Origin of the sequence: Afifella sp. JA880 (assembly GCF_025379905.1) — a bacterium.
Classification (GTDB): domain Bacteria; phylum Pseudomonadota; class Alphaproteobacteria; order Rhizobiales; family Afifellaceae; genus Afifella; species Afifella aestuarii.
In genome coordinates, this window is sequence record NZ_JAOANH010000002.1 from 197,077 (window position 1) to 222,678 (window position 25,602).

A 25,602-nucleotide genomic window follows, 5' to 3' on the forward strand; every position below is an offset into this window, starting at 1 on the left:
GGCTCAGCTTCCTTTCAGACGGTTGAGGCGCGTGCCGATGCGGTAGCCGACCCAAACGGCCACGAGCCAGAGAAGGACAGACGCAGCAACATTGAGCGCGGCAGCTCCGAAAGCATGCGCCTGAAGCAGGAGGAACGTCTCCAGGCTGAAAACGGAAAAAGTGGTAAAGCCGCCGCAAAAACCGGTGAGCACGCCCTGGCGCAGGATCGGCCCCGCCATGATGCGCCCATCAGGCTCCGTCAGCGTGGAATAAAGCCCGATCAGAAAAGAGCCGGCGACGTTGACGAAAAGCGTGCCCCAGGCAAAGCCAGAGCCGAGAAGCGCGAGCGCGGCCAAGGATGAGAGATAGCGCAGGAGCGAGCCGCTGGCGGCTCCAAGCGCAACGGCCATGAGGAGACGCGCCTGCCGCGGCATGGTCTCAAGCCCCCAGGAGCGCATGCGCTGCACCGAAGCCGGAGGCGACCGCGAGAAGACAGGCGGCAAGAGATACCGCGATGTTGAGGACGGCATCGAGCGGCTCGCCCGCCCGCGCCAGCGCCAGGGTCTGCAGCGCGAAGGAAGAAACGGTCGTAAAGCTGCCTAGCCCGCCGGTGACGAAGAACGCCCAGAGCGGCAGGTTCGACGGGCCCTGTGTCGCCGAATCCAACATGACCGCGGCGAGGATGCCGATCGCCCCGCAGCCGATCACGTTGACGGTGAGCGTGCCCCACGGAAAGGTCTCGCCAAAACGGCGGGCAACGAGGCCCGACACGAAAAAACGACCGATGCCGCCGATAGCGCCCCCCAGAAATACGAGAACGCAGGACAAGAGAAAAGTCGTCACGGCCACTGCCCTCTCAGGGCAGGCAAAGACATCCGGGGGATTGGCAGAAAGGACGAAGGCAAGACGGGGCCCGGTGATGGAGTCTGGAACCGGCGACGGCCCAACGACCGCCCTCCCCGGATAGAACAAAGCGCCACGAAAAAAAAGCGGCGTGCCTTCTCGGCATCGGTCGGCTCAGACCATGCGGATCAAAACCTTGCGGCGGCGTGAAAGGGGTTTGACGTCCAGGTGCGCGGAGAGCCGATCGGAGACTGCCTTTCCTCACCCCAGGCCGAAGATCTTCTCCCCAGTGACGTTCCCAACAGGCGAACCAACCCACGCACGAAGCATAGCAATAAATACAATATCCAGCCCAACAAGACGCACCCCGGAGCTGGATTTATTTTATTCATACTTTGATTGGAGCTTGGATAATCCTAAACTTCTCTCAGTGAACCTGTGCGCAGCAAGCGCGAGCCATAACCCAGGGGGGCAGACATGGCAGCTACGGATGAACCCGCAACCGATGGCAACTCCGTCCTCGAACTTCTGCGACCGAAGGCGACGGGCGGTCTCGTCGTCTCCTTTGCCGAGCGCGCCGGCCGCGAGGAGGTGACTGCCCTGGAGAATGCCGTCGGCTCCGGTGTGCGTTCCGTCGGGCTGTCGGAGGCAGCCGAGATCAAGGCACTCGACGGCGAGCCTGCCCTTGTCTTCGAGGAACTCGGCGTCGCCTTCGTCTCCGAGCGCTTCGGACTGGAGGCGGCGAGCTCGATCCGGGCCAAGCTGATGGACACCGAATGCGTGCAGAGCGTGCGGCCGGAATTCTATATGTTCGCAATCGAGAGCTTTGGGGACACGGCCGAAGCGACCTGGGGTGTTCGCGCGGTTGGTGCCCTCGACAGCCCGCAGACGGGCCAAGATGTGCGCCTCGCGGTTCTCGACACCGGCCTTGATATGACGCACCCCGACTTTGCCGGCCGCAACATCGTCCAGCGGAGCTTCGTTCCAGGACAGAGCGTGCAGGACGGCCATGGCCACGGCACGCATTGTGCGGGCACGGCGGCGGGTGGTCGGGCCGCACAGAGCCGGTTTCGCTATGGCCTTGCCTCCAATGCCGAACTCTACGTTGGCAAGGTGCTCAGCAATTCCGGGTCAGGGCGCGAACGCGACATCATCGCCGGCATGGTCTGGGCCATTCAGCAGCGCTGCGCCGTCATTTCCATGTCGCTCGGCCGCCCCGTCCAGCCCGGCGAAGAACCGGCACCCGAATACGAACGCATCGGCCGGCTGGCGCTTCAGCAGGGCTCGCTCCTCATCGCCGCGGCGGGCAATGAAAGTTCGCGCCGCTATGGCTTCATCGCACCCGTCGGCGCCCCGGCGAACGCGCCGTCGATCATGGCTGTGGGAGCCGTCGACCAGTCGTTGGACGTGGCGGAATTCTCCAGCGGCGCCATCAACCCGGGTGGCGGCGAGGTCGACATCGCCGCCCCTGGCGTCGGCATCCTGTCCGCGGCTCCACAGCCCGAGCTCTACAGGAAGATGCAGGGAACCAGCATGGCTTGCCCGCATGTGGCAGGCGTTGCGGCCCTGTGGGCGGAGACAGACCCGAAACTGCGCGGCCAGGCTTTGTGGGAGAGGCTGACCATGACGGCCCGCGGGCTCGACGCTCCGGCGCGCGACGTCGGTGCGGGCCTCGTTCAGGCGCCACAGGGCCAAGCTGGCGTCTGAGCCGCCTTCGCCCTATGTTAGCGCAGAGCGAAGGACAGGTTGCGAGACGGCCATCTGATGCGAGGTCGCCATGGCGGACATTGCCTTGAAAGTCGTTGTCGACGAGGCGTATATCGGCAAGACCGATGTGGTGAGCCGGTCGGCCGTCAAGGCGGGCATGCGCGTGGAATCGATCGTCCCTGAGATCGGCGTCATCTACGGCTCGGGCGACGAGACGCTGCTGGCGAGCCTTGCCAAGGTCGAAGGCGTCCAGAAGGTGGACAAGGAAACGAGCTTCTGTCTGCCGCCATGCTCGGAGAAAGTGCCGCAATAGCAGCGACCTCTCGCCCCGCCGACAGCTCTCACACCGGCGGGCACCGTCCCCTTTCCGCCACCGTCACTTCACGATGGTGATCTTCTCCGCCGCGCGGGTGATCGCGGTGTAGAGCCAGCGCTCGCGCGTATCGGGAAAGGCAAAACTCTCGTCGAAGAGCACGAGCTCGTCCCATTGCGAGCCCTGCGCCTTGTGCACGGTCAGGACATAGCCGTAATCGAAATCGTCAAACCGTCGCTTCACCGGCCAGCCGGGATCGGAATCGGGATCTTCGAAAGCCGATTTCAAGACCTTGATCTTCGCCGTAGGCGAGCGCGGCACTTCATCGACCGCCTTCACCATCAACTGCAGACCGGGGCCGCGCGGCGTGCCGACGGAGGCAACGTCCCACAGCGAGCCGTTCAACAGGCCCTTCTTCGGATCGTTCCTGAGACAGACGAGCCGGTCGCCTGCCTCCGGCAGCGAACCGGAAAAGCCTTTCAGCGTCCTCAGGCGATGATTGTAGAGGCGGCGCGTACGGTTGCGCCCGACGAGCACCTGATCGGCCGACATGACGATGTCCTGATCGACATCGTTTTTGGAGATGACGCGGCTTTCGCCATAGGAGCCGTAATCGATGCGCTCGCCCTCGCGCACACGCATCGCGAGATCGATGATCGGGTTGTCGCGCGCCTGGCGGTGCACCTCGGTGAGGAGCATGTCCGGCTCCGCCTCGGTGAAGAAGCCGCCGCCTCCCTCGCCCGCCTTGACCGGCGGCAACTGCCCCGGATCGCCGAGCACCAGAATCGGCGTGCCGAAGGAGAGAAGATCGCGGCCGAGCGCCTCGTCGACCATGGAACATTCATCGATGACGACGAGCGCCGCCTGCGCCACCGGACTGCCGCGGTTCAACGAAAAGGTCGGCGAGATCTTCGTCTTGCCGCTCTCCTCGTCCTCGACCGTCTCTTCGCCGCGCGGCCGATAGATCAGCGAATGGATGGTGCGCGCATTCTCCGCGCCCTTGGCGCGCAGAACCTGCGCCGCCTTGCCGGTGAAGGCGCCGAACAGCACCTCACCATCGACGCCTTCGGCGAGATGCTGGGCGAGCGTCGTCTTGCCGGTGCCGGCATAGCCGAACAGCCGGTAAATCTGCTGGTCGGGCTTCTTCAGCCATTTCGAAACGGCCTTCAGCGCCCGTTCCTGCTGCGGGGAAAACTGCATCGTCCTTCGGGTGTCGCGGATCTCGGGGGATTCTGCCGCGGACACTCGCATGCCATCGGACAGAAAACGACCCCAACGGCGAGACGCTAGCCCGACATCAACAAGAACACAATAAGAACGCGCAAGGCACGAGAGACCGGCGCCTCACTTCTCACGGACGCAACAGCCCTTGCCGGTCACCTCTCGCGGCGTCGCCGTCTGCGCCCCCTGCTTGAACGACACCATCACGGAAAAGTCCGTCGTCTCGCCGCTCGGTTCGGTGCAGCTCTGGCCGACGATACTGGCGATGAGGTCGAGAGGCGCCTCCGTCGTCAGCTCGAAATCGTTCGGCGCGCCCTGTTCCACGCAGCCTTCGATCATCAGCGGGCTCCCCTGGTCGTCCGAGTTCTCCGGATCGGAGAAGCGCACCACTTCGCGCCCCTCGGCGTCGATACCCGTCGTAAAACTCCAAAAAGGCTCTGCGCCGCGGCAGGTGAAAGCGATGTCGAGGCAGGGATCGCCCGCAAGCGCGGGAGCGGCAGCAACGATGCTGCCAGCCGCAACCGCGCCCGTGATCATGGCAGACGAAAGGATCTTGACGAAAGAACTGCGCATCTCATTCCCCCACAGCCACCGCCCATGTCGGGCGCGCCGATCGCGGCAAGGGTGATGCCGAAGAAATCCGCTTTCAAGATGACACGTGCGTGCAGGATGACACTTAATTGCAGAGTGACATGACCGCACTTACTTCAGCATCGGCCAGAGCGAGGCGACGAGCGCGAGCCCCATCGCGATGTTGAACCATTTGATACGGACGGGATGATTGAGCCAATCCTTCAGGGCTGACCCGAAACCTGCCCAGATCGACGCCGACGGAATGCCCACGAGGCAGAAGACAGAAACGACGATGGCGAGCGTCAGCGCATAATGGTCCGGATCTGTGTACGCGGCCATGGCCGCGAGCCCCATCATCCAGGCCTTCGGATTGACCCATTGGAAGAGCGCCGCTTCGAGAAAGGTGAGAGGCCCCTGCCCGGCGCTCTCCTCGTGCAGCGCACGCGACATCGCGATCTTCCAGGCGAGATAGAGGAGGTAGGCACCGCCCACGACCTTGAGCAGCGTGTGGAGCGCGGGAAAGCGCTCCACCAGTGCGCCGACACCGAGCCCGACGGCCGTCAGAAGAATGGCAAAGCCGACGAGAACGCCGAGAAGATGCGGGAGCGTCCGGCGGAAGCCGAAATTCACGCCCGAAGCCAGAAGCATCAGGTTGTTCGGCCCCGGCGTCACCGAGGCAACGACGGCGAAGACGATGAGGGCGGAGACGACTTCCGTCGACATGGCGCAGATCCCGAGCAGATTTCAAAAGGTGCCCGGGGCCTTACGCCCGCGGGCAATATTAAGAGGATTCAGGTCCGCGCGACAGCGCGGCAAGCCCCGTGCGGCAGACTTCGATGAGGCCCATCGGCTGCATGATGGAGATGAATTGCTCCACTTTGGCGGACCGTCCCGTCATCTGGAAGACGAAATGCTCGCGGGTCGCATCGATCACCTCGGCCTTGAAGGCGTCGGCGAGGCGCAAAGCCTCCACCCGCATCTCCCCGTGACCCGCGACCTTCACCAGCGCCAGCTCGCGCTCCAGCGGCTTTTCCTGATTGCGTGCCACCGCCACGTCGGTGAGATCCGTCACCCGATGGACCGGCACGAGCCGGCCAAGCTGGTTCTTGATTTGCTCCAGAACAGTGACGCTGCCGCGCGTCACGATGGTAATGCGCGACAGGTGCTTCTCATGCTCCGTCTCCGAGACGGTGAGACTTTCGATATTGTAGCCACGCCCGGAGAAGAGCCCGATGACACGCGCCAGAACGCCCGGCTCGTTGTCGACGAGAACTGAGAGGGTATGCGCCTCCTCCGGGTCCTGGCGATCCTCGATGAAATAGGTCGAGGCCGGCGGCGTCATGGCGGGCTTGCCGGTCATGGTCGAGGAATCGTTCATTGTCCTTCGTATCCTTCATCGAACGGCGAAGGCACTTCTCGCAAAAGCACCTGCCGAATGTCATCCGCCTGGCGGTCCTCTGACGGGCCGCCGTCACCTCAAACCAGGGGCCTTTGAGGCTGGGCCCCTCCAACCAACACCATCAAACCAGTGCTTTGCCGCCGGCGAAAGCCTCTTCGGCTCCCTCAGATTCAGCCGGCAGGATCATCTCGTTGTGCGCCTTGCCGGATGGAATCATCGGGAAGCAGTTTTCGAGATTGGCCACGCGACAGTCGAACAGGACGGGCCGGCGCACGGAAATCATCTCTTCGATCGCGTCGTCGAGCTCGTCAGGCTTGTCCGCGCGCAGCCCGACGCAGCCATAGGCCTCGGCGAGCTTCACGAAATCGGGCAGCGATTCATTGTACGAGTTCGACAGGCGATTGCCGTGCAGAAGCTGCTGCCACTGCCGCACCATGCCCATATAGCAATTGTTCAAGATGAAGATCTTGATCGGCAGGTCGTGCTGCACCGCTGTCGACATCTCCTGCATGGTCATCAGCACGGACGCATCGCCGGCGATATCCACGACAAGACTGTCGGGATGCGCGACCTGCACGCCGAGAGCCGCCGGCAGGCCGTAGCCCATCGTGCCGAGCCCGCCGGAGGTCATCCAGCGATTGGGCGCGTCGAAGTGATAGAACTGCGCAGCCCACATCTGGTGCTGGCCGACCTCCGTCGTGATGTAGGTGTCGCGGACCTTCGTCGCCTGATAGAGCCGCTCGATCGCATATTGCGGCATGATCACGTCACGGTTCGTCCGATAGGCCAGCGAACGCCGCCCCTTCCAGGTTTCGATCTGCGTCCACCAGGCCTTGAGATCGGGCTCAGGCGCACGCGCCTTCCACATGGCGAGCATGTCTTTCAAAACATGGGTGACATCGCCGATGATCGGCACGTCCACGCGGATGTTCTTGTTGACCGAGGACGGATCGATATCGACATGGATCTTCTTCGAGCCGGGCGAGAAGGCGTCCGTGCGCCCGGTGATCCGGTCGTCGAAACGCGCGCCGATGCACACCATCACGTCGCAATCGTGCATCGCCATATTGGCTTCGTAGGTGCCGTGCATGCCGAGCATACCGAGCCAGTTTCGCCCCGATGCCGGATAGGCGCCGAGCCCCATCAAGGTCGAAGTGATCGGGAAGCCCGTCGCCGCCACCAGCTCACGCAAGAGCTGGCTCGCCTCCGGACCGGAATTGATGACGCCACCGCCCGTGTAGAGGATCGGGCGCTTGGCATGCGCCATCAGTTCGACGGCATGCGCGATCGCATTCTCGTCGCCCTTCATGCGCGGCTCGTAGCCCTGATAGCTCGACCGTCCGGCCGGGTCGGGCGTGTGATAAGTGCCGGTCGCGAACTGCACGTCCTTCGGGATGTCGACGACCACCGGGCCCGGACGGCCCGTCGTCGCGACATGAAAGGCATCATGCAGGACACGTGAGAGATCGTTCACATCGCGCACCAGCCAATTGTACTTGGTGCACGGCCGCGTGATGCCGACAGTATCGCATTCCTGAAACCCGTCGGAGCCGATGAGATGGGTCGGAACCTGCGCCGTGATGCAGACGAGCGGGATGGAATCCATCATCGCATCGGTCAGCGCCGTCACCATATTGGTCGCCCCCGGCCCGGAGGTCACCAGAACGACGCCGGGCTTGCCGGAGGAACGCGCATAGCCTTCCGCCGCATGGCCTGCGCCCTGCTCATGGCGAACGAGGATGTGCTGGATGTCCTCCTGCTGGAAGATCTCGTCGTAGATCGGTAGCGCAGCGCCGCCGGGGTAGCCGAAGATATGCTTGACCCCGTGGTCCTTCATCGCCTGCAGGACCATCTCCGCGCCGGTCATTTCCTTGCCCATCAATCCTCTCCGCCTGGCCGCTCGGGCTCACCGTTATCTCGTGTCTTGAGGCAATAAAAAAGGCCCCCGAAGGAGCCTTGGCACGCACCACCGTAATCGCGGCGACCTAGGAGGTCGCCCCGGTGGCGCGCAACATTACGATAAGCGACGAGATATACATGAAGCGGCTTCTAGGGTGATGCGACCGCAAGGTCAAGCGGAAGAATCTTATGCCAGAGCCACGCCTGCCGGCGCCTCCTCCTCCCGGGACGCGAGAAGCGCCGCTGCCGTGCGTCGGAAAACCTCAGGATCGACCGGCTTTCCAAGGCGCGGGCAATTCCGGAAGGTCGCCGGCCAGATGCGTTCTTCAGCGACATGTGCCGTGACGAACATAATCGGCACGCCCGCGGCCATCAGCGCTCGCGCCAGCGGGAAGACGTGCCCATCCGCAAGCTGAACGTCGAGAACCGCGGCATCGGGCCTCGTTTCCTCGGCGAGCCGCAGCCCTTCCGTCAGCTCCCCGACGGGTCCGAGAACCTCGTAGCCCGCGTCGCAAAGAGCGAATTCGAAATCGAGTGCCACCAGCGGCTGGTTCTCTGCGAGAAGAATACGAGCCTGTTGCACCATCATAACACCGGCGAGATTGCCTTTGCCTCCCTGCTGCGGTTAAGCATTAGGAAACAACGCAATTTGTCTCGCCCCTTCCCTGTCATCTTTCCTTGTCATTATTGCCAATGGCGCGATGCGTGATGAGTTCCGCCTCAGACAAGGATGAGGGATGGCAGGCTCGGATGAGCATCGACGGAACGATGGACGTAACCATGACGCCCGAGCGCCACTCCAAATGGCGCGCAGCACTCGGCCGAGCCCGCAACCGCATCATGCTCGCGCGTATGGCGCTTTTCGGCCTGCTGCTCTTGTCGGTGGGTGCGATTCTCTTTTTGACCGTACGGGCCGACCGCACCGATGACTGGGTCGAACATACCTTGCGGGTGCGCAGCGAGATCGAATCCCTTCTCGGCTCGTTGCGGGAGGCGGAAGGCGCCCAACGCGGCTATCTCCTCACCGGCGACCAGACATATCTGAACCCTTATCGGCCGGCCGTGGCGCTGTTGCCGGATCAGGTCCAGAAACTGCACGATCTTCTCTCCGACAATCCGCCCCAGACCGCCCGTCTCGACGCCGCGAACACTCTTATCCGGCAGCGCCTCGACCAGATGGATGAGACGATCGAACTTTTTGCGGCCGGTCAGCGGGACGCTGCCCGCGCCCAGGTCGAACAGCAGGGGCGCACCATCTCCAATGGCATCGCGCAGCAGCTGCGTGAGCTCGATGCGGAGGAAGTCCGCCATCTCGCTCAGCGACAGGCGCTGCAGCGGCGCAACCGCAATCTGCTCCTTCTCGCCATCACCGCCTCGCTGCTTGCGACCGCGGGGCTTGCCACCGCCATCCAGCGCGTCGAGCGCTTGCACATCGCCGAATTGAACCAGACCAACGCGTCGCTCGAGACGCGTGTGCGTGAACGAACGGCAGAGCTCGAAATCGAGCGCCAGCGCGCCGAAGCTTTGTTGAGCGACGTCAATCACCGCGTCGGCAACAACCTGTCGATGGTGTCCTCCATCCTCGCCTTGCAGGCCCGTCAAAGCGACAACGAGGAGGCCAAAGCGGTGCTCGACGGCGCACGCGAGCATATCGGTGCCATCGCCTCGGCGCAGCGTCGCCTGCACCTTCTCGCCGGGCGCGACTGGGTTCGCCTCGACGGCTATCTGGAGCCGCTCGTGGAAGACCTCCAGGAATTGTCAGCGGGCAAGCCGATCACGCTGAAACTCGAGGCCGAACCGTTCCAATTGCCGAGCAAGGATGCTGTGTCGATCGGCATCATCGTCAACGAACTCGTCACCAATGCCATCAAATACGCGTTTCCCGATGGCGAGCGCGGCGAAATCCTCATTCGCTCCTATGCGGTCGAAGATCCGGCCAAGGGCTGCGTGATCGAAATCGTCGACAACGGCATCGGCTATGCGCTCGACGAGACCGAGGGGCCGGGCCTCGGTCGTGTCATCGTTTCCTCGATGTCGCGCAGCCTCGGCGCCGAAATGGAGGCGACGCCGGCGGCGCCGGGAGAAGCGCGCCCGGGCGCAAAACATCGGCTGTTCGTTCCACGGAAAGCCACACCGCCGGCGACAGCCTGAGCACCGGCTGCCACCAGAGGAGCGCCATCAGGCGTGGATCTCGCACCAGCCCTCGCCGCATTGGTGGCGCAGCCAGGTCAGCTGCCGTTTGGCATAGCGACGGCTTTCCGTCTTTCCCCGCTCGACCGCAGCCGTGAGAGCGATCTCGCCCCGCAGATAGGCGGAAAGCGGCCGCACGCCGATCGCCTTCATCGCCGGCAGATCGGCCGCAAGATCGCGCGCCATCAACGCCTGGACTTCTTCAAGCGCACCTTCGTCGATCATCACGCCGAAGCGCCTGTCGATCGCCCGGTAGACCGCCTCGCGCTGCGGCAGCAGGATGAAGCGTTTCGCCTCGCTCACGAGCGCCGGCTCGCGCGTCTCGTTCTGCCAATCGAGGAGCGAGCGTCCTGTCGAAAGCTTCACTTCGACCGCCCGCACGGCCCTTTGGGTGTCGCCGGGCCTGACGGTCCCCGCCGCCCGCGGGTCGAGCGTCTCTAGCCAGCGGAGCATGGCATCGCTGCCTTCCCGCTCGGCGCGCGCCCGCACCTCGTCGCGAATTTCGGGCGCAATCTCCGGGATCGGAGAAAGGCCTTCCGTCAGAGCCTTTAGATAAAGGCCGGTCCCGCCCACGAATATGGCGGTCGCTCCCTCCTCCTGCACGGCAGAGAGGACGGCACCGACCTCCGACAGCCAGCGACCGACAGAATAGCGGTCCGCCGCATCGACATGCCCGAAAAGTCGATGCTCCAGATCGCGCATCTCGGAAGGCTGCGGACGTGCCGTCAACACCCGGAGATCGCGGTAAACCTGCATGGCATCGGCGTTGACGACCACGGCTCGGCGGCCCCGCGCGTGAAGCCCCTCGGCCAAATCGAGCGCAAGCTGTGTCTTGCCGCTCGCCGTAGGCCCCGCTATCAGCACGACCTCGCCTTCCGCCACATGTTCAGGATCAATTCTCATGCAGTCCGTCCTAACGCTGATCGGCTCGAAACGGAAAGCGCCTGTCACCGAGGAGCTGATCGTCGCAGTGACGGCCGAGCTCGGCCGGGCCGGCCTTGCGGCGGGCAACCCGAAATGGCTGTGTGAAGGTGAAGCCTGCGACCTGCCGTTTGCCGGCATGAGCGCATCGGCCCTCGCCGCGGCACGGCAGGTGATCGGCCCGGGCGCCATCGATGTGGCCGCCATGCCGGCGGCGAACCGGCGCAAGCGGCTTTTGATCGCCGACATGGATTCCACCCTCATCGACCAGGAATGCATCGACGAGTTGGCGGCCGAGGCGGGCATTGGAGAACATGTGGCCGACATCACAGCCCGCGCGATGGCCGGCGAACTCGCTTTCGAGCCGGCACTCAAAGAGCGGGTCGGCCTTCTCAAAAATCTTCCGGTCGACGTGGCAGACCGCGTTCTGGCGGAACGCATCACTTTGAAGACAGGCGGGCGGACGCTGGTCGCCACCATGCGCGCCGCGGGCGCTCACACCGTTCTGGTCTCCGGCGGCTTCACCATTTTTGCCGAGAAAATCGCCAAAATGCTCGGCATCCAAGAATTCCACGCCAACCGCCTTCTCCACGAAGACGGCCGTTTCACCGGCAAGGTCGCCGAACCGATCCTCGGCCGCAACGCCAAGGTCGAAACGCTGAAGGCGACCCTCGCCCGTCACGACCTCGCGGCAGAGGATGTCATCGCCGTCGGTGACGGAGCCAACGATGTCGGAATGATTGCGCTCGCAGGTCTGGGTGTCGCCCTGCACGGCAAGCCGGCCCTGGTGCGCGAAGCGGATGCCGACATTCGCCATGGCGACCTCACCGCCCTTCTTTATCTCCAGGGCTATACGCGTGAGGAATTCCATGAGGCAGAGGCGGGTGAGGCATGACCAGACTTGAAACAGAGCGCCTGATCCTGCGCCCCTGGCAAGAGAGCGACCGCGATTTCTGGGCCGATCTCAACGCCGACCCGGAGGTGATGCGCTTCTTCGAGACGACCCGCAGCCGGGCGGAATCCGACGCCATCTTCGAGAACCTGAAGGGCCATTTTTTGGTCCATACCTTCGGCTTCTGGGTGCTGGAGCGGAAGACGGACGGAGAGCCGGTCGGCTTCGCGGGGCTGCAGCACACGGATTTCGAGGCGCCTTTCACGCCCGCCGTGGAAGTGGGCTGGCGGCTGAAACGCGCCGAATGGGGCAAGGGCTATGCCACGGAAGCGGCGACCGAAAGCCTCGCCTATGCCTTCGGTCCGCTTGCCCTCAACGAGGTGATCTCTTTCACCGTCCCGGCCAATGTCAAATCGCGCCGCGTCATGGAGCGGATCGGCATGTTGCGCGACCGCGCCAAGGATTTCGACCACCCGCTTTTGCGCGAGAACTCCGCTCTGCGGCCGCACGTGGCCTATTCGATCACGCGCGACGCGTGGGAGGCTCGGCAGCGCCAGAGAGCCTGAGATTATTGCTCAGGGCTCTCCTCGGCCGGGGTATCTTCTGACGGCTGATCGTCGAGCCGGATCGCCACGAAACGCAGGTCGCCGTCTGGACTGGCGATCAGAAAGAGAGCCGACTGCCGGTCCTGAGCCCGCAGCCGCTCGATGCGCGCCGTAACGTCTTCGGGCTCGGTGACGGCCTCCTGGCTCACTTCGACGATGACGTCTCCGGCTGCGATCTGGTTTTCCTCCGCGACACTCCCGGGCTCCACCGCAGAGATGAGAACCCCTTCGATATCGTCGGCAATCCCGTATTCGCTCCGCGCGTCGTCGCTCAAAACCTCGAGCGTCAGGCCGAGCGTCTGGACCGCTTCGTCGGTGTCCATATCGGAGCCGGGCGTGTCGTCACCGGAAAGCGTCGAAACCGTCTGCTCTTCCTCGAGCCGGCCCAGGCGCGCGGTGACCGTCAGTTTCTCGCCCTTGCGCAGAAGCGTGACCTCAACGTCCTTGCCGACCGGCGTATCGGCCACGATGCCCGGCAATTCGCGCATCGACGCAACCTGACGTCCGTCGAAATTGATGATGACGTCGCCGGGCTGAATGCCCGCTTCCGCCGCCGGCCCGCCATCGGTCACGCCGGCGATCAGCGCACCTTCGGCCTTGTCCATGCCGAGGCTTTCGGCGATTTCGTCCGTGACTTCCTGGATCCGCACGCCGAGCCAGCCGCGGCGCGTTTCGCCGAATTCGCGAAGCTGCTCGATGACCGGCATGGCGATTTCGGCCGGAACGGCAAATCCGATGCCGATCGATCCGCCGGTCGGCGAAATGATCGCCGTGTTGATGCCGACGACCTTGCCGTCGAGGTTGAACAGGGGACCGCCCGAATTGCCGCGGTTGATCGAGGCATCGGTCTGAATGAATTTGTCGTATGGCCCTGAATTGATGTCGCGTTCGAGCGCCGAGACGATACCCACCGTGACGGTGCCGCCGAATCCAAACGGATTGCCGATCGCCATCACCCAATCACCGATGCGCAGATGCTCCGAATCGCCGAATTCGACCGCCTTGAGCGGATGCGGCGGGTTCACCTTGAGAAGCGCGAGATCGGTCTTGGTGTCACGTCCGACGACCTCGGCTTCGAGCTTCGTGCCGTCGGCGAAGTTCGCGACGATCTCGTCGGCGTCGGCGATGACGTGGTTGTTGGTGACGATGAGCCCCGAGGAATCCAGCACGAAGCCGGAGCCCAAAGACTGCACCCGTCGCGAGGGCTGCTCGCCCTCGCTCTGATTGCGATTGAAGAAATCTTCGAAGAACTCCTGGAAGGGTGAGCCTTCGGGGACCTCCGGAACCGGAATGCCGCGTGAGGCGCGCACCCGTTGCGAAGTCGATATGTTGACGACGGAATCGAGGAGGCTTTCCGCCAGATCGGCAAAACTCTCCGGCACGGGTCGGGCGGCGGCGAGGCTGGCTGTCAGCGTCACCATCGCCGCAAGGACAAGGCCGATGCCGGTCCGCGCGACCATGCTGACCGAATTGCGCTCACCCATCAAACAACCTCCTCAAGCCGACGTTATGCCCCCGCCTCGCTTGCTCAACCTCGAGCCAACCAGACGAGGGCAACTCCGAAACCCGCCGAAACCAGGCCGACGGTTCTGAGCATGTCGCTCGGACTAGCCACCGCCTGTTCGGCCACTCGCTTCATGAAGTCAGGAAATAGCGCGTATAACGCACCTTCCAGGGCAAGAACGAGGCCGAAGGCGGCGAACAGGTCGCTCATTGCGGGATGGCGGTCGGCGTCGGTTCGCCCGTCGGCACACCCGGCTCGCCGGCGTCGCCATTGGAATCAGGGCTGGCGGGGCTCGTCCCGTCGGTGCCGGACGTACCGTCGGACGGAGACGAAGACGCCCCATCCGCGGCACCCGCAGACGCGCCCGAAGGCGAGGTGTTGCTCCCCTCGCCTTCGCTCTGGGCACCGCTCTCGTCATCAGCCGAGGCAGCCCCCGAATCCTGAGGCCCGTCCGTTCCGGTCGCATCCGCCCCGCCGGCCCCATTCGGGGTGGCGGCGGGTTGCGCCGGTCCAGGCTGGGGTGCGGGCAATGAACCGCTCGGCACCGCATCCTGGAAATAGCGGAAGAACTCCGAATCCGGCTTCAAGAGCATCGTCGTGCCGGTGCCCTGGATCGCGTTCTGGTAGGCCCTCATCGAGCGATAGAACTCGAAGAAGTTTTCGTCCTGACCATAGGCGTTCGCGAAGATTGAGTTGCGCTGCGCTTCGCCCTCACCGCGGAGGATATCGGCATCGCGGCTCGCCTCGGCGACCGTCACCTGCGCCTCGCGATCGGCCTCGGCCCTGATGCGGGCCGCCTGCTCCGTACCGCGAGCGCGAAGCTCCGCCGCCTCTGCGAGACGTTCCGCCTTCATCCGATCGAAGGTCTGCTGCGACACCTCGGGAAGAAGATCGGTCCGCTTGATGCGCACGTCGACGATTTCGATACCGAGATCGACGGCAAGCGGGCGGAGCTGATCACGTACTTCCACCATCATCGCGACGCGTTCTGCCGACAGGGCAGCCTCGAAGGAGCGCTGACCGTAGACCCGCCGCAGAGAGGCATCGAGCCTTGTCTGCAGGTTCTGCTGGGCGACTTCGAGCGAACCCGAAACGTTTTCCCGGAATTTGCGCGGATCGACGATCTTGTAGGCGAGGAACGCATCGACGAGATAGCGCCGGCCATCGCGCACCTGCACGCGGATGTTTTCGAGATCGAACGACAGGAGCCGATCCTCGATGATCTGCACCGTCTCCACGAAATTGGTCGGGATCTTGAAGTAGAGCCCGGGCTCCTTGATCACCCGGTTGATCTCACCGAAACGCAGGACCAGGGCCTGCTGCCGCTCGTTGACGACGAAGATGGAGGAATAGACCAGAATCAGGATCAAGATCGCTGCGACGAGGAGAATCCACAAACGCCTCATTGATTGCTCCCCTGCTGGCTCGTGCGCGAGCTGCTTGAATTGGACGATGAGGATCTACGCGCATTGCTGGCCGGCAGATCGTTCAGCGGCAGATAAGGCACGACACCCGAGCCGTTTCCGTCCGTTTCCATGATGACCTTGTTGGAGTCCCGCAGCACGCCCTCCAGCGTTTCCAGATAGATGCGCTTGCGCGTCACCTCCGGCGCGAGCCGGTATTCGTTGAAGACGGAGATGAAGCGTTGAGCCTCACCCTGAGCTTCGGCGATCGTCGATTCCTTGAAGGCGCGGCCGGCCTCGCGGGTTTTCGACGCCTCACCCCGCGCTTCACCGAGCCGCTTGTTCGCGTATTGCTCGGCCTCGCGCTGGTAGCGATCGAGATCCTGCTGGGCACGCTGCACTTCTTCGAAGGCATCCGCGACCTCAGACGGAGGATCGGCGCGTTCGAGCTGAACACCCACAATGGTGATGCCGGCGCCGTAATTGTCGAGCGTGCCCTGCAAAAGGGCGCGGACCTGATCCTCGACTTCCGCGCGACGTTCCGTGCGCACCTCTTCGGCGCGCGAGCGGCCGACATATTCGCGCATGGCGCTCTCGGCGACGCGGCGTACGAAGCCCTCGGGATCGGCGACGTTGAAGAGGAAATCCTTGGGGCTGCTCACCCGCCAGATCACGGTGAAAACCACGTCGACGATGTTCTGATCGCCCGACAGCATGAGGCTGTTGGGGTCGTTGTTGCGCGCAGAACTCGTGCCGATCGTCTCGCGGCGCTGCCGGATGGTGACGATTTCCACGGTCTCGAACGGCCACAGATGGAAATGCAGGCCCGGTTCCTCGACCTGCGGCTTCGGCTTGCCGAACACCAATTCCTGACCAAGCTCGTCCGGCTGTACCGTGTAGATCGCGTTGGTCAGCCAGATGGCGACCAGTATGATCGCAACGACCGCTGCGATCGCAAGATTGCCGCGGCCGCCATTCGGAAACATGCCGCGCAGCTTGTCCTGACCGCGTCGAATGAGATCTTCAAGATCCGGCTGCTGTGGGCCGGACGGCTGCGGCCCAGACCCCCAAGGTCCGCCACGGTTGCCACCGCCGGGATTACCCCACGGGCCACCACCGTTATTGTTGTTACTCCAGGGCATTTAGCCTCCTCGTTTGACCCCATCCGCGCCTTGCGCGCGGTTATAGGCGAGCCCTGCCCGCCCATCAACGCCCGCCCGTCTGCGGATGCGAACCGCCAATCCGCTGGCCACCGTCATGCTGCTAGGGCGATCGCCGAAACCGATTTGCCATAGAGAGATGCTGGTGCCGCGGGCCACATGGGATAGCGGGAAAGCCAGCGCAAGCGTCGCCGAGGCAATTGCGTCATCTCCGTTCCAACAGCCGGTAGACGGCTTCCGCCGTGTCGCCCTCATGCGCAGGCAGCCGATCGCAGGAAATCTCATGCCACTCGGTGCGCTCGAAAGGCGGAAACGCAACGTCTCCCTCGGGTTCTGCCGCGATTTCCGTCCAGTGGAGCAGAGAGGCGTGCGGAAGCGCCGCGGCAAAGATCCCGGCCCCGCCGATCACGCAGATTTCATCGGCGTTGAGCCGTTCCGCCTCATCTTCGGCCAACGCAAGCGCGTCCTCGAAGGAGCGAGCCGTCGTCGCGCCCGGCGCCTCATAAACTTCCTGGCGGGTGACGACGAGATTGCTGCGGCCGGGAAGCGGCCCCTTCAGGCTCTCCCAGGTTCGCCGCCCCATAATGATGGGCTTGCCCATGGTGACGGCCCGAAAACGCTTCATGTCGCCGCGCACGCGCCAGGGCAGCCCGCCATCTCGTCCGATGATGCCGTTGCGCGCCACCGCAACGACGAGAGAGATTTTGCGCGCCGTCACACTGCCACCTTCGCCGCGATATGCGGATGAGGATCGTATCCCTCCAGGTGAAAATCGTCGTAGGTGAAATCGAAGATCGAGCCGACGGCGGGATTGAGGTCCATGCGCGGCAGCGACCGCGGCGTGCGCGACAGCTGCAGCTTCGCCTGCTCCACATGGTTGGCGTAGAGATGCGCGTCGCCAAAGGTGTGGATGAAATCGCCCGGCTCGAGCCCCGTCACCTGCGCCATCATCAAGGTGAGAAGCGCATAGGAGGCGATGTTGAAGGGCACGCCCAGAAACACGTCGGCCGAGCGCTGATAGAGCTGACAGGAAAGTTTCCCGTCGGCGACGTAGAACTGGAACAGGCAATGACAGGGCGGCAGCGCCATCTGATCGACATCGGCCGGGTTCCAGGCCGTGACGATCATCCGGCGTGAATCAGGATTCGAACGGATGGTCTCAACCACTTGAGATATCTGGTCGATCTGGCGCCCGTCTGGGGTCGCCCAGGAGCGCCATTGCCGGCCATAGACCGGTCCGAGATCGCCGTTCTCGTCGGCCCATTCGTTCCAGATCCGCACGCCGTTGTCATTCAGATAGCGGATGTTGGTGTCGCCGGCGAGGAACCACAGAAGTTCGTGAATGATCGATTTCAGATGCAGCTTCTTCGTCGTGAGCAACGGAAAGCCGTCCGCGAGGTCGAAGCGCATCTGGTGGCCGAAGACGGAGCGCGTGCCGGTTCCGGTGCGGTCGCCCTTGACGCTGCCCTCATCGAGCACGCGCCGGAGGAGATCGAGATATTGCTGCATCAAGAATACCTAGCGTGATTCTCAGGCCCCGTCCGAGCGTCGATCTTCCACGGGCCGTCACATTGGCTCAGTTCGCAAGAGAATTCAGAACATTGGCAGCTGGTCGCCGTCCTTGCGCCGCTTCACCAGCTCTTCGAGCCCGGCAAGGTGGCATTGGACGAGATGCTCGATGGTCGGCCGCACGCTGTCGAGGCGGATGGCGCCGAGACGGCCGGCGGCGGAAAGGATGAGAAGCCCGTGGACGGCCGCCCACAGGCCCCGCGCCGACTGGCTGGCAAGCTTGTCGTCGATGCGCCGGTCATGTGCGCGGATCGCCCGCTCCAGCGTGGCGAAGAGACGGTCGACCGTTGGCTGATTCGGCGGCTCGGCTCCGTCGGCAGGCATTTCCGTCTCGAAGACGGCGAGCCAGCGGCGCTCGTTCCGATGGACGAAGTCGGCGTAGCGATCGGCGAAGTCGAGCAGCACCTCGCGCGTCGCGCGGCCTTCGACCTCCACCTCCGACATCGTCTCGGCAAGTGCCGCAAATGTGCGGGCATTCACGGCCGCAATCAGCGCGCCGAGATTTTCGAAGACGTTATAGGTGGTGCCGACGGCAACGCCGACTTCGGAGGCGACGCGCCGAGCCGTGACGGCCGACACGCCTTCCTCGCTGACGATGCGCTCCGCCGCGTCGATCATGGCGGACCTGATGTCGGCGCTCCGCCGCCGCGTGCCAGAAACCTCGGCCAAATTCGACCCTCCTGCACTTCCGCTTAGCGCAGTTCGCACAATGCCGCCACTCGGGCTTGAACCATGTTCACATATCAGCTAGAGATGAACAATGTTCATGAACGTTGTTCAAGGATGGAGACGAGGATGATCACGCAAACCCTGAAACGGCTCACGCTCGCGGCCGGCCTGGCGCTCGGCGTCGTCGCCACAGCCCCGGCCGCCGATGCGGCCGGTCTGATGACGCCGAAGGACGGGACGCCCGCCCTCGATCTGCGCGACCAGGCGGTCGATGTGGTGGTGGAAGGCGGCTATGCCGTCGTCACGGTCGAACAGACCTTTGCCAATCCGAACGCCGAAGACATGGAGGCGATCTACTCCTTCCCGGTTCCGGAACGCGCGGCCGTGTCGGAATTCACCTACTGGATCGACGGCAAGCCGGTGACGGCCGAAGTCCTGGAGAAGGAGGAGGCCCGAAAGATCTACGAGGGCGAGAAGGCGGCCGGTCGTGAAACGGCAATTGCCGAGCAGGACGCCTACAAGACCTTCGACATGACCGTCTGGCCCGTGCGGGCGGGAAAGGACGTCAAGATCCGCCTCGCCTACATCCAGCCGGCGAAGCTCGACACCGGCATCGGCCGCTTCGTCTATCCGCTGGAAGAAGGCGGCGTTGACGACGACAAGCTCGCCTTCTGGACCGCGAACGAAACCGTCACGGGCCGCTTCAGCTTCGATCTCCACCTGCGCACCGACTATACGGTCGAGGCCCTGCGCCTCCCGGCCCATCCGGACGCCGCCATCTCAAAGGATCCGGATGGCGGCTGGCGCGTCCATATCGACAACGCGGCCGCCACCCCCAAAGCGGATTCCGCTCCTGTCGACGACGCCGCGCCTGCCGACGAGGACGCGCCGGCGACCGCACAGCCCACACCGAGCTTCAAACTCGACACCGACATCGTCGTTTATTGGCGCCAGGCCGAGAACGAGCCGGCCCGCGTCGACATGCTCGCCTACAAACCGGAGAGCGATGGCCGCGGCACCTTCATGCTGACGCTGACGCCCGGCATGGATTTAAAGCCGATCACCGAAGGCCGCGACTTCATCTTTGTGCTCGATCGCTCCGGCTCCATGGGCGGCAAGATGTCGAGCCTCACGGAAGGCGTCTCGCGCGCCCTCGGCCAGCTCAATCCCGACGACCGCTTCCGCATCGTCTATTTCAATGACAGCGCCCGCGAACTCACCCACGGCTTCATGAATGCCAATGAGGAGAGCATTTCGCAGGCTCTCGAATGGGTGCGGAACGTCGACGCTGAGGGTGGCACCAACCTCTACGACGGCCTCAAGCTCGGCCTCGACGCGGCCGACGCCGACCGCACGAGCGCCCTCGTCCTCGTCACCGACGGCGTCGCCAATGTCGGCCGCACGGAGGTGAAGGATTTTCTCGCTCTGGTGAAAGAGCAGGATGTGCGTCTCTTCACCGCCATCATGGGCAACAGCGCCAACCGCCCGCTGCTTGAGCCGATGACATTGGAATCGGGCGGCTTCGCGAGCGCGGTCTCCAATTCCGACGACATCATCGGCGTCCTCTTGCAGGCGACGGCAAAAGTGACCCACGAGGCGCTTCATGGCGTGAAGCTCGATCTCGACCCGTCCGGTAGCGGCCTCACCATCGACGATCTCCGCCGCAAAGGCATCCGCACCCTCTATCGCGGCGAACAGATGGTCCTCTTCGGCCATTACCGCGGCGCCGGCGACGCGGAGCTGACGCTTTCCGGCGAGATTTCCGGCAAGCCGGTTTCTTATGAAGCCAGCTTCGCCTTCCCCGAGACGGCGAACCTCAACCCGGAGCTGGAGCGGCTTTGGGCCTTTGCCGAAATCGAGCAGGAGCTTCGCAAGCTCGACCTCTTGGGCAGCGACGCCGACGTCAAGCAATCGGTCATCGACACCTCCAAGGAATACGGCATCCTCTCCCCCTTCACCTCCATGCTGGTGGTGCGCGACGAGCGGTTCGAGGAGCTGGCGATCGATCGCAGCAACCGTGATCGGCTCGCTGTCGAGGAGACGGCACGCGAGAAGCGCATGAGCGCGCCGGCACCGTCGACCCGGGTCGATACCCAGGCCCCGATGTTCGACGCCCCGCGTCCCTCCCATTCGGGCGGTGGCTCAGGCGGCTCCGGCGCCATTGGCCTGCCGGGCCTCATCCTCGCAATCCTCGTTCTCTGCGGCACGCTCCGTTTGCGCCGGCGGGAGACCGCCTGATGCATGCGCCCGCAAACGCGTTCCACGGCAGGCCTCGCCTGCCGTGGTTCACCCTCGGCCTCGCAGCCCTGACCGCCGCTCTCTACGCCCTCGCCGGCGGCACGCCATCCGGCCTCGTCTATGATCGGGCTGCGATCGAAGCTGGCGAGGTCTGGCGGCTCGTCACCGGCCATCTCGTTCATCTCGACCTGCACCATCTCGGCTACAATCTGGGTGCCCTTCTGGCGCTCGGCATCGCCTACGAGCTCGCACCTTTCGGCGGCCCGCGCCGGCTCGCCCTCCACATTTTCGGCTTCGGCGGTCTGGCGGTCACGGCCACCCTCCTCGCCGTCTTCCCCGACACACTGCGCTATTGCGGCCTCTCGGCCGTCCTCAATACGCTCTATGCGGCGCTCACCCTCGGCCTGTGGAAAGAGACGCGCGAAAGAATCTGGCTTTTCGCACTGGCGGCAAACGTCGCGAAGATCGCGTGGGAGGCGGCCTTCGGCCCGATCTTCTCAGCAGGTCTCGCCTGGCCCCCGCATCTCGGCGCCCATGTGGCGGGACTTCTCGCCGGCTGTCTCGTCGCTCTTTCCGGACCGTCACGAATTTCGGATGAAGATCCTGAATCGCTTTCGCAGCCGGTAGGCGCAAACACCTGAGAAGACTCGGCGATCGCGAGGCCGGGCTCCAGAGAAATCCTATCGCGTCTCAGAAGTCGGTGCAGGCAAGCCTTTGAAATTCGGCAGGGACCGCTTATATTGGCTCGCGTCGGCGCAAGCCGACTATGGCGATAAATGGTCTACGGAATAAGCCTATCGGACCCGGGGGCGGTACCCGGCGCCTCCACCATCAACGGCCCAGGGCAGAGAGCCTGGAGAAGCCGGATTCCCTGCAAGGGGCCGCTGTTGATGGGGGCGAAATAGGATCGACGAGGGTGTAAAGGTAGAACTTTCGCTCGGTATGGTACCACCGTTATCGGACCAAAACTTGTAGTTGCGAATGACAACTATGCTGAGGCTCGTCTCGCTGCGTAATGCAGCCTGACTGCTTCGATTCAAGCCCTGGCGGTTAGCCCCGTCAGGCGGGGTCCGGAGGCACCTGGCAACAGAAGCCTCCATTTCGTTTTCCATGCCGTTGCAAATCGGTGTCAGAGGGGCCGAAACGTCCTGGCGCATATTGCCCGTCGCGCGCGGCCAACCTAATTTTGCTCAATGGCAAGCGACCTCATTCGTTACGACATTCTCACTCAGGACGCGCTGAGGCAGGTCATCCGCAAGGTGATCGGCGAGGTGGCGCAAACCGGATTGCCCGGTGAGCACCATTTCTTCGTGACCTTCGAGACCCGTCATCCCGGCGTGCGCATCTCCTCGCGCCTCAGGGCGCAGTACCCCGAAGAGATGACCATCGTCCTCCAGCACCAGTTCTGGGACCTCAACGTCACGGAGACGACCTTCGAGGTCGGCCTCTCCTTCAACGGCGTACCGGAACGTCTTCTCGTCCCCTTCCGCGCGATCAAGGCTTTCGTCGATCCGCATGCGAGCTTCGGCCTGAAGTTCGACGTGCCGGAGACGGAGGGCGAAAATCTCGCCGCCGCGGAGGCTGAGGCGATGCCAGGGCTGCTCCCTGGCGAAGAGGAACAGCCCGGCCTGATGCCGAGCCCTCTTCCGCCGGCGGTCATGGAGCGCAAGGAAGGAAGCGCGGAGACCGCAGAGGCGTCTGCCGAAGGCGAGGATGGCAAAGAGGGCGCCGAAGTCGTCTCTCTCGACGCATTCCGCAAGAAAAACGGCTGAGCGTCCGCGTCTTTTTCTGTTCTCCGTCGGTTGAAAGCCTCTTTCCCGCCTCCGGCTCTTGCCTGCGGCGCCCGCCAATGGGAAAAGGCCGAAAAACTGGCGGACCCGACCATGACAGAGAGCACGCGTACCGAGACCGATTCCTTCGGCCCCCTGGAAGTTCCTTCCGACAAATACTGGGGCGCACAGACCGCGCGCTCGCTCAAGAATTTCGAAATCGGCCATGAGCGGATGCCAAAGCCGCTCATCCGCGCACTCGGCCTGATCAAGAGCGCGGCCGCGCAGGTCAACAAGGACCTCGGCAACCTCGAGCCCCGCCTCGCCGACGCGATTTCCGCAGCCGGCCAGGAAGTCGCCTCTGGCAAGTTCGATGACAATTTCCCGCTCGTCATCTGGCAGACGGGCTCGGGCACCCAGAGCAACATGAACGCCAACGAGGTCATCGCCAATCGTGCGATCGAGATGCTCGGCGGCACGCTCGGCTCGAAAGACCCGGTCCACCCGAACGACCACGTCAACCGCAGCCAGTCCTCCAACGACACCTTCCCTACGGCGATGCATATTGCGGCGGCGGAAGAGATCGTGCACCACCTCATTCCGGCGGTCGAACATCTGCGCGAGGCTCTGCGCGACCGCAAGCGCGCCTTCGCCGACATCATCAAGATCGGCCGCACCCATACGCAGGACGCGACGCCCGTCACGCTCGGCCAGGAATTCTCCGGCTACGTCGCCCAGCTCGATTACGGTCTGCGCCGTGTGCGCGAAGGCGTCGACTATCTCTTCGAACTCGCCCAGGGCGGGACGGCGGTCGGCACCGGGCTCAACACCAAGCCGGAATTCGCCGAGAAATTCGCAGCCGCTGTCGCCGAATCGACGGGCCTGCCCTTCCGTACCGCGCCCAACAAATTCGAGGCGCTTGCGACCCACGACGCCTATGTCTCGGCCCATGGCGCGATCAACACGCTCGCCGTGTCGCTCTTCAAGATCGCCAACGACATTCGTTTTCTCGGTTCGGGCCCGCGCTCCGGTCTTGGCGAACTGATCCTGCCGGAAAATGAGCCGGGCTCCTCGATCATGCCGGGCAAGGTCAATCCGACCCAGTGCGAAGCGATGACCATGGTCTGCGCTCAGGTGATGGGCAACAACACCACGATCGGCATTGCCGGCAGCCAGGGGCATTTCGAGCTCAACGTCTACAAGCCGGTCCTCGCCTACAACATGCTGCAGTCGATCGATCTCCTCGCCGGCGCCTGCCGGTCCTTCGCCGACAAATGCGTGGTGGGCATTCAGGCGAATGAAGAGCGCATTTCGGAATTGATGCAGCGCTCCTTGATGCTGGTGACGGCACTCGCGCCGAAGATCGGCTACGACAACGCCACCAAGGTCGCCAAGACGGCGCACAAGAACGGCACGACCTTGAAGGAAGAGGCCGTCGGCCTCGGCTTCGTCACGCCGGAGGAATTCGACCAGATCGTCCGCCCGGAAAACATGATCGGGCCGCGCTGAGCAGGAGCCCATGGCCGAGATCGTCAATCTGCGCACCGCCCGCAAACGGGCGGCGCGTCAGGCCAAGGAAAAAGACGCTGCGGAAAACCGCCGGCGGCACGGGCTAAGCACGGCCGAACGGCAGAGAGAGCGTGACGAGCTCGCCCAGGAGGCGCATCGTCTGGACGGCCATTTCCGCAGCAGACCGCCTGAGGGCGAGGAGAAACCATGAGGTTGCCATGCAGATGATGTCTCGCCTTCTCGCTTTGTCGCTTCTCGCCACGCCGTCGACGGCGCTCGCGCAGGATCAGGCGCCCGGCACCATCCGGCAAATCCCGATGCAGGTGCCGCCTCAGACAGAGCCTTCACCCAGCCAGCAGCCGCAAGCGCAGCCTCAGACCGGAACCCCGGATCAGAGCGGCACACAGGCGCCGACGGCATCAGAGTCCACTGAGCCGAGTGGCGGTTCTTATTCCTGGCGCTCCTCTCTTACCGACAGTGGGGCCGCCGCCTTCATCGCGGGTTGCGATCAGTGCGATGACGTGCCGCTCGACATCAGCTGCACGCTTGCGGGCGGCGACATCACAGTTCGCCCGACCATTGCCATCGAGAGCGCGCTGGAAGGCGATCTCGTCGAAGTCGCGTTCGAGGTCGATCGGGATATCTTCCGCCGCGACGGGCGCCTGCACCAGAGCGAGCTCTATGGCGGCTTCGTCCCGGAAGTGACGATCAAGGAGAGCGACCCTCTCCTCTACGCGCTGTCCGTCGGCGACAGCCTCAACGTCGCGGTCGGTCAACAGCGCCTCGATCTCACCTTAAAGGGATCGGCAGCGGCATTGCGTACGATGCGCTCCGCCTGCACGAAGCCGGCATCCACGCCTGTGCCGCCGTCCTCGGAAGACCCGGCACCCCTGCAACCCGACAGTTCGGTGGAGCCGAACCCGACGATCCGCATCACCCCGCCGCCCCCGCCTGAGGCCCTTCTGCCTCTGCCCGGCTCCGGGAACTGAACGGAGCACGGCCCTGCCCGTCGTCACGATGTGAAAAAGCGCTCCGTCGTCATCGCCGGACATCGCACGAGCGTCAGTCTGGAGGATCCCTTCTGGACCGAGCTGAAGGCGATGGCCGCAACGCGCGACATGCCGCTTGCCGCTCTGATCGAGGAAATCGATGCGCGGCGGGAGACCGACAACCTCTCCTCCGCGCTGCGCATTGCCGTTCTTGAGGATCTCCAGCACCGGCTGGAAGAGAACGGCTGA

Annotated in this window: 28 protein-coding genes and 1 other RNA gene; 13 read left to right on the forward strand and 16 right to left on the reverse strand. The window is 63.9% G+C overall.

Features of this window, described 5'->3' with window-relative positions:
- Window positions 1-3 precede the first annotated feature (3 nt).
- Complete coding sequence (locus NYQ83_RS09150; protein WP_246008384.1) at window positions 4-438, reverse strand: fluoride efflux transporter FluC; 435 nt, start codon at window positions 436-438, stop codon at window positions 4-6.
- Entirely contained in the window at window positions 419-823 is a 405-nt protein-coding gene (gene crcB / locus NYQ83_RS09155) for a fluoride efflux transporter CrcB (RefSeq protein ID WP_246008383.1), read from the reverse strand. The genes NYQ83_RS09150 and crcB overlap by 20 nt, the downstream gene beginning before the upstream one ends.
- A 477-nt stretch (window positions 824-1,300) precedes the next feature.
- Here crcB and NYQ83_RS09160 point away from each other — a divergent pair, with 477 nt between their 5' ends.
- On the forward strand, window positions 1,301-2,530 hold the full coding sequence (locus NYQ83_RS09160; protein ID WP_261214263.1) for a S8 family serine peptidase: 1,230 nt from the start codon (window positions 1,301-1,303) through the stop codon (window positions 2,528-2,530).
- 70 nt (window positions 2,531-2,600) lie between these two features.
- On the forward strand, window positions 2,601-2,843 hold the full coding sequence (locus NYQ83_RS09165; RefSeq protein ID WP_261214264.1) for a hypothetical protein: 243 nt from the start codon (window positions 2,601-2,603) through the stop codon (window positions 2,841-2,843).
- A 63-nt stretch (window positions 2,844-2,906) separates the two neighbouring features.
- Here the strand turns inward: NYQ83_RS09165 and NYQ83_RS09170 are convergent, their stop codons facing one another.
- The 6 genes from NYQ83_RS09170 to NYQ83_RS09195 all read right to left on the reverse strand — a co-directional run bounded on the left by NYQ83_RS09170 (window position 2,907) and on the right by NYQ83_RS09195 (window position 8,521).
- Window positions 2,907-4,094, reverse strand: coding sequence for an ATP-dependent RecD-like DNA helicase (locus NYQ83_RS09170; RefSeq protein ID WP_409976986.1), 1,188 nt, complete (start codon window positions 4,092-4,094; stop codon window positions 2,907-2,909).
- A 93-nt stretch (window positions 4,095-4,187) separates the two neighbouring features.
- Window positions 4,188-4,637, reverse strand: coding sequence for a hypothetical protein (locus NYQ83_RS09175; RefSeq protein ID WP_261214266.1), 450 nt, complete (start codon window positions 4,635-4,637; stop codon window positions 4,188-4,190).
- A gap of 129 nt (window positions 4,638-4,766) precedes the next feature.
- Window positions 4,767-5,360: a LysE family translocator gene (locus NYQ83_RS09180; RefSeq protein ID WP_128291575.1), complete on the reverse strand. Its 594-nt coding sequence runs from the start codon at window positions 5,358-5,360 to the stop codon at window positions 4,767-4,769.
- 58 nt (window positions 5,361-5,418) lie between these two features.
- Window positions 5,419-5,979: an acetolactate synthase small subunit gene (gene ilvN, locus NYQ83_RS09185; RefSeq protein WP_092811391.1), complete on the reverse strand. Its 561-nt coding sequence runs from the start codon at window positions 5,977-5,979 to the stop codon at window positions 5,419-5,421.
- 178 nt (window positions 5,980-6,157) lie between these two features.
- Window positions 6,158-7,915 carry an acetolactate synthase 3 large subunit gene (locus tag NYQ83_RS09190; protein WP_261214267.1) on the reverse strand — a complete coding sequence of 586 codons (1,758 nt, stop codon included), beginning with the start codon at window positions 7,913-7,915 and terminating at the stop codon, window positions 6,158-6,160.
- Between the two features lie 207 nt (window positions 7,916-8,122).
- Window positions 8,123-8,521: a hypothetical protein gene (locus tag NYQ83_RS09195; protein ID WP_261214268.1), complete on the reverse strand. Its 399-nt coding sequence runs from the start codon at window positions 8,519-8,521 to the stop codon at window positions 8,123-8,125.
- Between the two features lie 122 nt (window positions 8,522-8,643).
- Between NYQ83_RS09195 and NYQ83_RS09200 the strand changes: the two genes are divergently transcribed.
- Window positions 8,644-10,086 (forward strand): sensor histidine kinase, encoded by a 1,443-nt coding sequence (locus tag NYQ83_RS09200; RefSeq protein ID WP_261214269.1) that lies wholly within the window; start codon window positions 8,644-8,646, stop codon window positions 10,084-10,086.
- Between the two features lie 27 nt (window positions 10,087-10,113).
- On the opposite strand, the gene miaA is transcribed toward NYQ83_RS09200, so the two are convergent.
- Entirely contained in the window at window positions 10,114-11,028 is a 915-nt protein-coding gene (gene miaA / locus NYQ83_RS09205) for a tRNA (adenosine(37)-N6)-dimethylallyltransferase MiaA (protein ID WP_261214270.1), read from the reverse strand.
- On the opposite strand from miaA, the gene serB reads away from it, so the two are divergent.
- Together serB and NYQ83_RS09215 are read left to right on the forward strand one after the other, a co-directional pair.
- Window positions 11,027-11,941, forward strand: coding sequence for a phosphoserine phosphatase SerB (gene serB, locus NYQ83_RS09210; protein WP_261214271.1), 915 nt, complete (start codon window positions 11,027-11,029; stop codon window positions 11,939-11,941). The genes miaA and serB overlap by 2 nt on opposite strands.
- Complete coding sequence (locus NYQ83_RS09215; RefSeq protein WP_128291569.1) at window positions 11,938-12,504, forward strand: GNAT family N-acetyltransferase; 567 nt, start codon at window positions 11,938-11,940, stop codon at window positions 12,502-12,504. The genes serB and NYQ83_RS09215 overlap by 4 nt, the downstream gene beginning before the upstream one ends.
- A 2-nt stretch (window positions 12,505-12,506) precedes the next feature.
- Here NYQ83_RS09215 and NYQ83_RS09220 read toward each other — a convergent pair whose 3' ends face one another.
- The 7 genes from NYQ83_RS09220 to NYQ83_RS09250 form a co-directional block, all read right to left on the reverse strand.
- Entirely contained in the window at window positions 12,507-14,027 is a 1,521-nt protein-coding gene (locus NYQ83_RS09220; protein ID WP_128291568.1) for a DegQ family serine endoprotease, read from the reverse strand.
- Between the two features lie 44 nt (window positions 14,028-14,071).
- A complete protein-coding gene (locus tag NYQ83_RS09225) occupies window positions 14,072-14,257 on the reverse strand; it encodes a DUF2065 domain-containing protein (RefSeq protein WP_092811084.1) in 186 nt (61 codons plus the stop codon).
- Complete coding sequence (hflC, locus tag NYQ83_RS09230; protein WP_128291567.1) at window positions 14,254-15,453, reverse strand: protease modulator HflC; 1,200 nt, start codon at window positions 15,451-15,453, stop codon at window positions 14,254-14,256. The genes NYQ83_RS09225 and hflC overlap by 4 nt, the downstream gene beginning before the upstream one ends.
- Window positions 15,450-16,592, reverse strand: a complete 1,143-nt coding sequence (gene hflK / locus NYQ83_RS09235) for an FtsH protease activity modulator HflK (protein ID WP_128291566.1) — start codon at window positions 16,590-16,592, stop codon at window positions 15,450-15,452. The genes hflC and hflK overlap by 4 nt, the downstream gene beginning before the upstream one ends.
- A 223-nt stretch (window positions 16,593-16,815) precedes the next feature.
- On the reverse strand, window positions 16,816-17,328 hold the full coding sequence (locus tag NYQ83_RS09240) for a dihydrofolate reductase (protein WP_261214274.1): 513 nt from the start codon (window positions 17,326-17,328) through the stop codon (window positions 16,816-16,818).
- On the reverse strand, window positions 17,325-18,119 hold the full coding sequence (locus NYQ83_RS09245) for a thymidylate synthase (protein WP_261214276.1): 795 nt from the start codon (window positions 18,117-18,119) through the stop codon (window positions 17,325-17,327). The genes NYQ83_RS09240 and NYQ83_RS09245 overlap by 4 nt, the downstream gene beginning before the upstream one ends.
- 84 nt (window positions 18,120-18,203) lie before the next feature.
- Complete coding sequence (locus NYQ83_RS09250; protein WP_261214277.1) at window positions 18,204-18,848, reverse strand: TetR/AcrR family transcriptional regulator; 645 nt, start codon at window positions 18,846-18,848, stop codon at window positions 18,204-18,206.
- A 126-nt stretch (window positions 18,849-18,974) separates the two neighbouring features.
- On the opposite strand from NYQ83_RS09250, the gene NYQ83_RS09255 reads away from it, so the two are divergent.
- The 8 genes from NYQ83_RS09255 to NYQ83_RS09290 all read left to right on the forward strand — a co-directional run bounded on the left by NYQ83_RS09255 (window position 18,975) and on the right by NYQ83_RS09290 (window position 25,602).
- Window positions 18,975-21,086, forward strand: a complete 2,112-nt coding sequence (locus tag NYQ83_RS09255) for a VIT and vWA domain-containing protein (protein WP_261214278.1) — start codon at window positions 18,975-18,977, stop codon at window positions 21,084-21,086.
- Window positions 21,086-21,727 carry a rhombosortase gene (gene rrtA / locus NYQ83_RS09260; RefSeq protein ID WP_261214279.1) on the forward strand — a complete coding sequence of 214 codons (642 nt, stop codon included), beginning with the start codon at window positions 21,086-21,088 and terminating at the stop codon, window positions 21,725-21,727. The genes NYQ83_RS09255 and rrtA overlap by 1 nt, the downstream gene beginning before the upstream one ends.
- A gap of 68 nt (window positions 21,728-21,795) precedes the next feature.
- Window positions 21,796-22,187, forward strand: a transfer-messenger RNA (tmRNA) gene (ssrA, locus tag NYQ83_RS09265).
- 92 nt (window positions 22,188-22,279) lie between these two features.
- Window positions 22,280-22,858 (forward strand): SspB family protein, encoded by a 579-nt coding sequence (locus NYQ83_RS09270; RefSeq protein ID WP_261214280.1) that lies wholly within the window; start codon window positions 22,280-22,282, stop codon window positions 22,856-22,858.
- A 111-nt stretch (window positions 22,859-22,969) separates the two neighbouring features.
- Window positions 22,970-24,364 carry a class II fumarate hydratase gene (gene fumC, locus NYQ83_RS09275; RefSeq protein ID WP_261214281.1) on the forward strand — a complete coding sequence of 465 codons (1,395 nt, stop codon included), beginning with the start codon at window positions 22,970-22,972 and terminating at the stop codon, window positions 24,362-24,364.
- A gap of 10 nt (window positions 24,365-24,374) precedes the next feature.
- On the forward strand, window positions 24,375-24,575 hold the full coding sequence (locus NYQ83_RS09280) for a DUF4169 family protein (RefSeq protein ID WP_261214282.1): 201 nt from the start codon (window positions 24,375-24,377) through the stop codon (window positions 24,573-24,575).
- A 7-nt stretch (window positions 24,576-24,582) separates the two neighbouring features.
- The gene (locus tag NYQ83_RS09285) at window positions 24,583-25,353 is read left to right on the forward strand and encodes a hypothetical protein (protein ID WP_261214283.1); all 771 of its coding nucleotides are present in this window, start codon (window positions 24,583-24,585) and stop codon (window positions 25,351-25,353) included.
- Between the two features lie 30 nt (window positions 25,354-25,383).
- On the forward strand, window positions 25,384-25,602 hold the full coding sequence (locus NYQ83_RS09290) for a ribbon-helix-helix domain-containing protein (protein ID WP_261214285.1): 219 nt from the start codon (window positions 25,384-25,386) through the stop codon (window positions 25,600-25,602).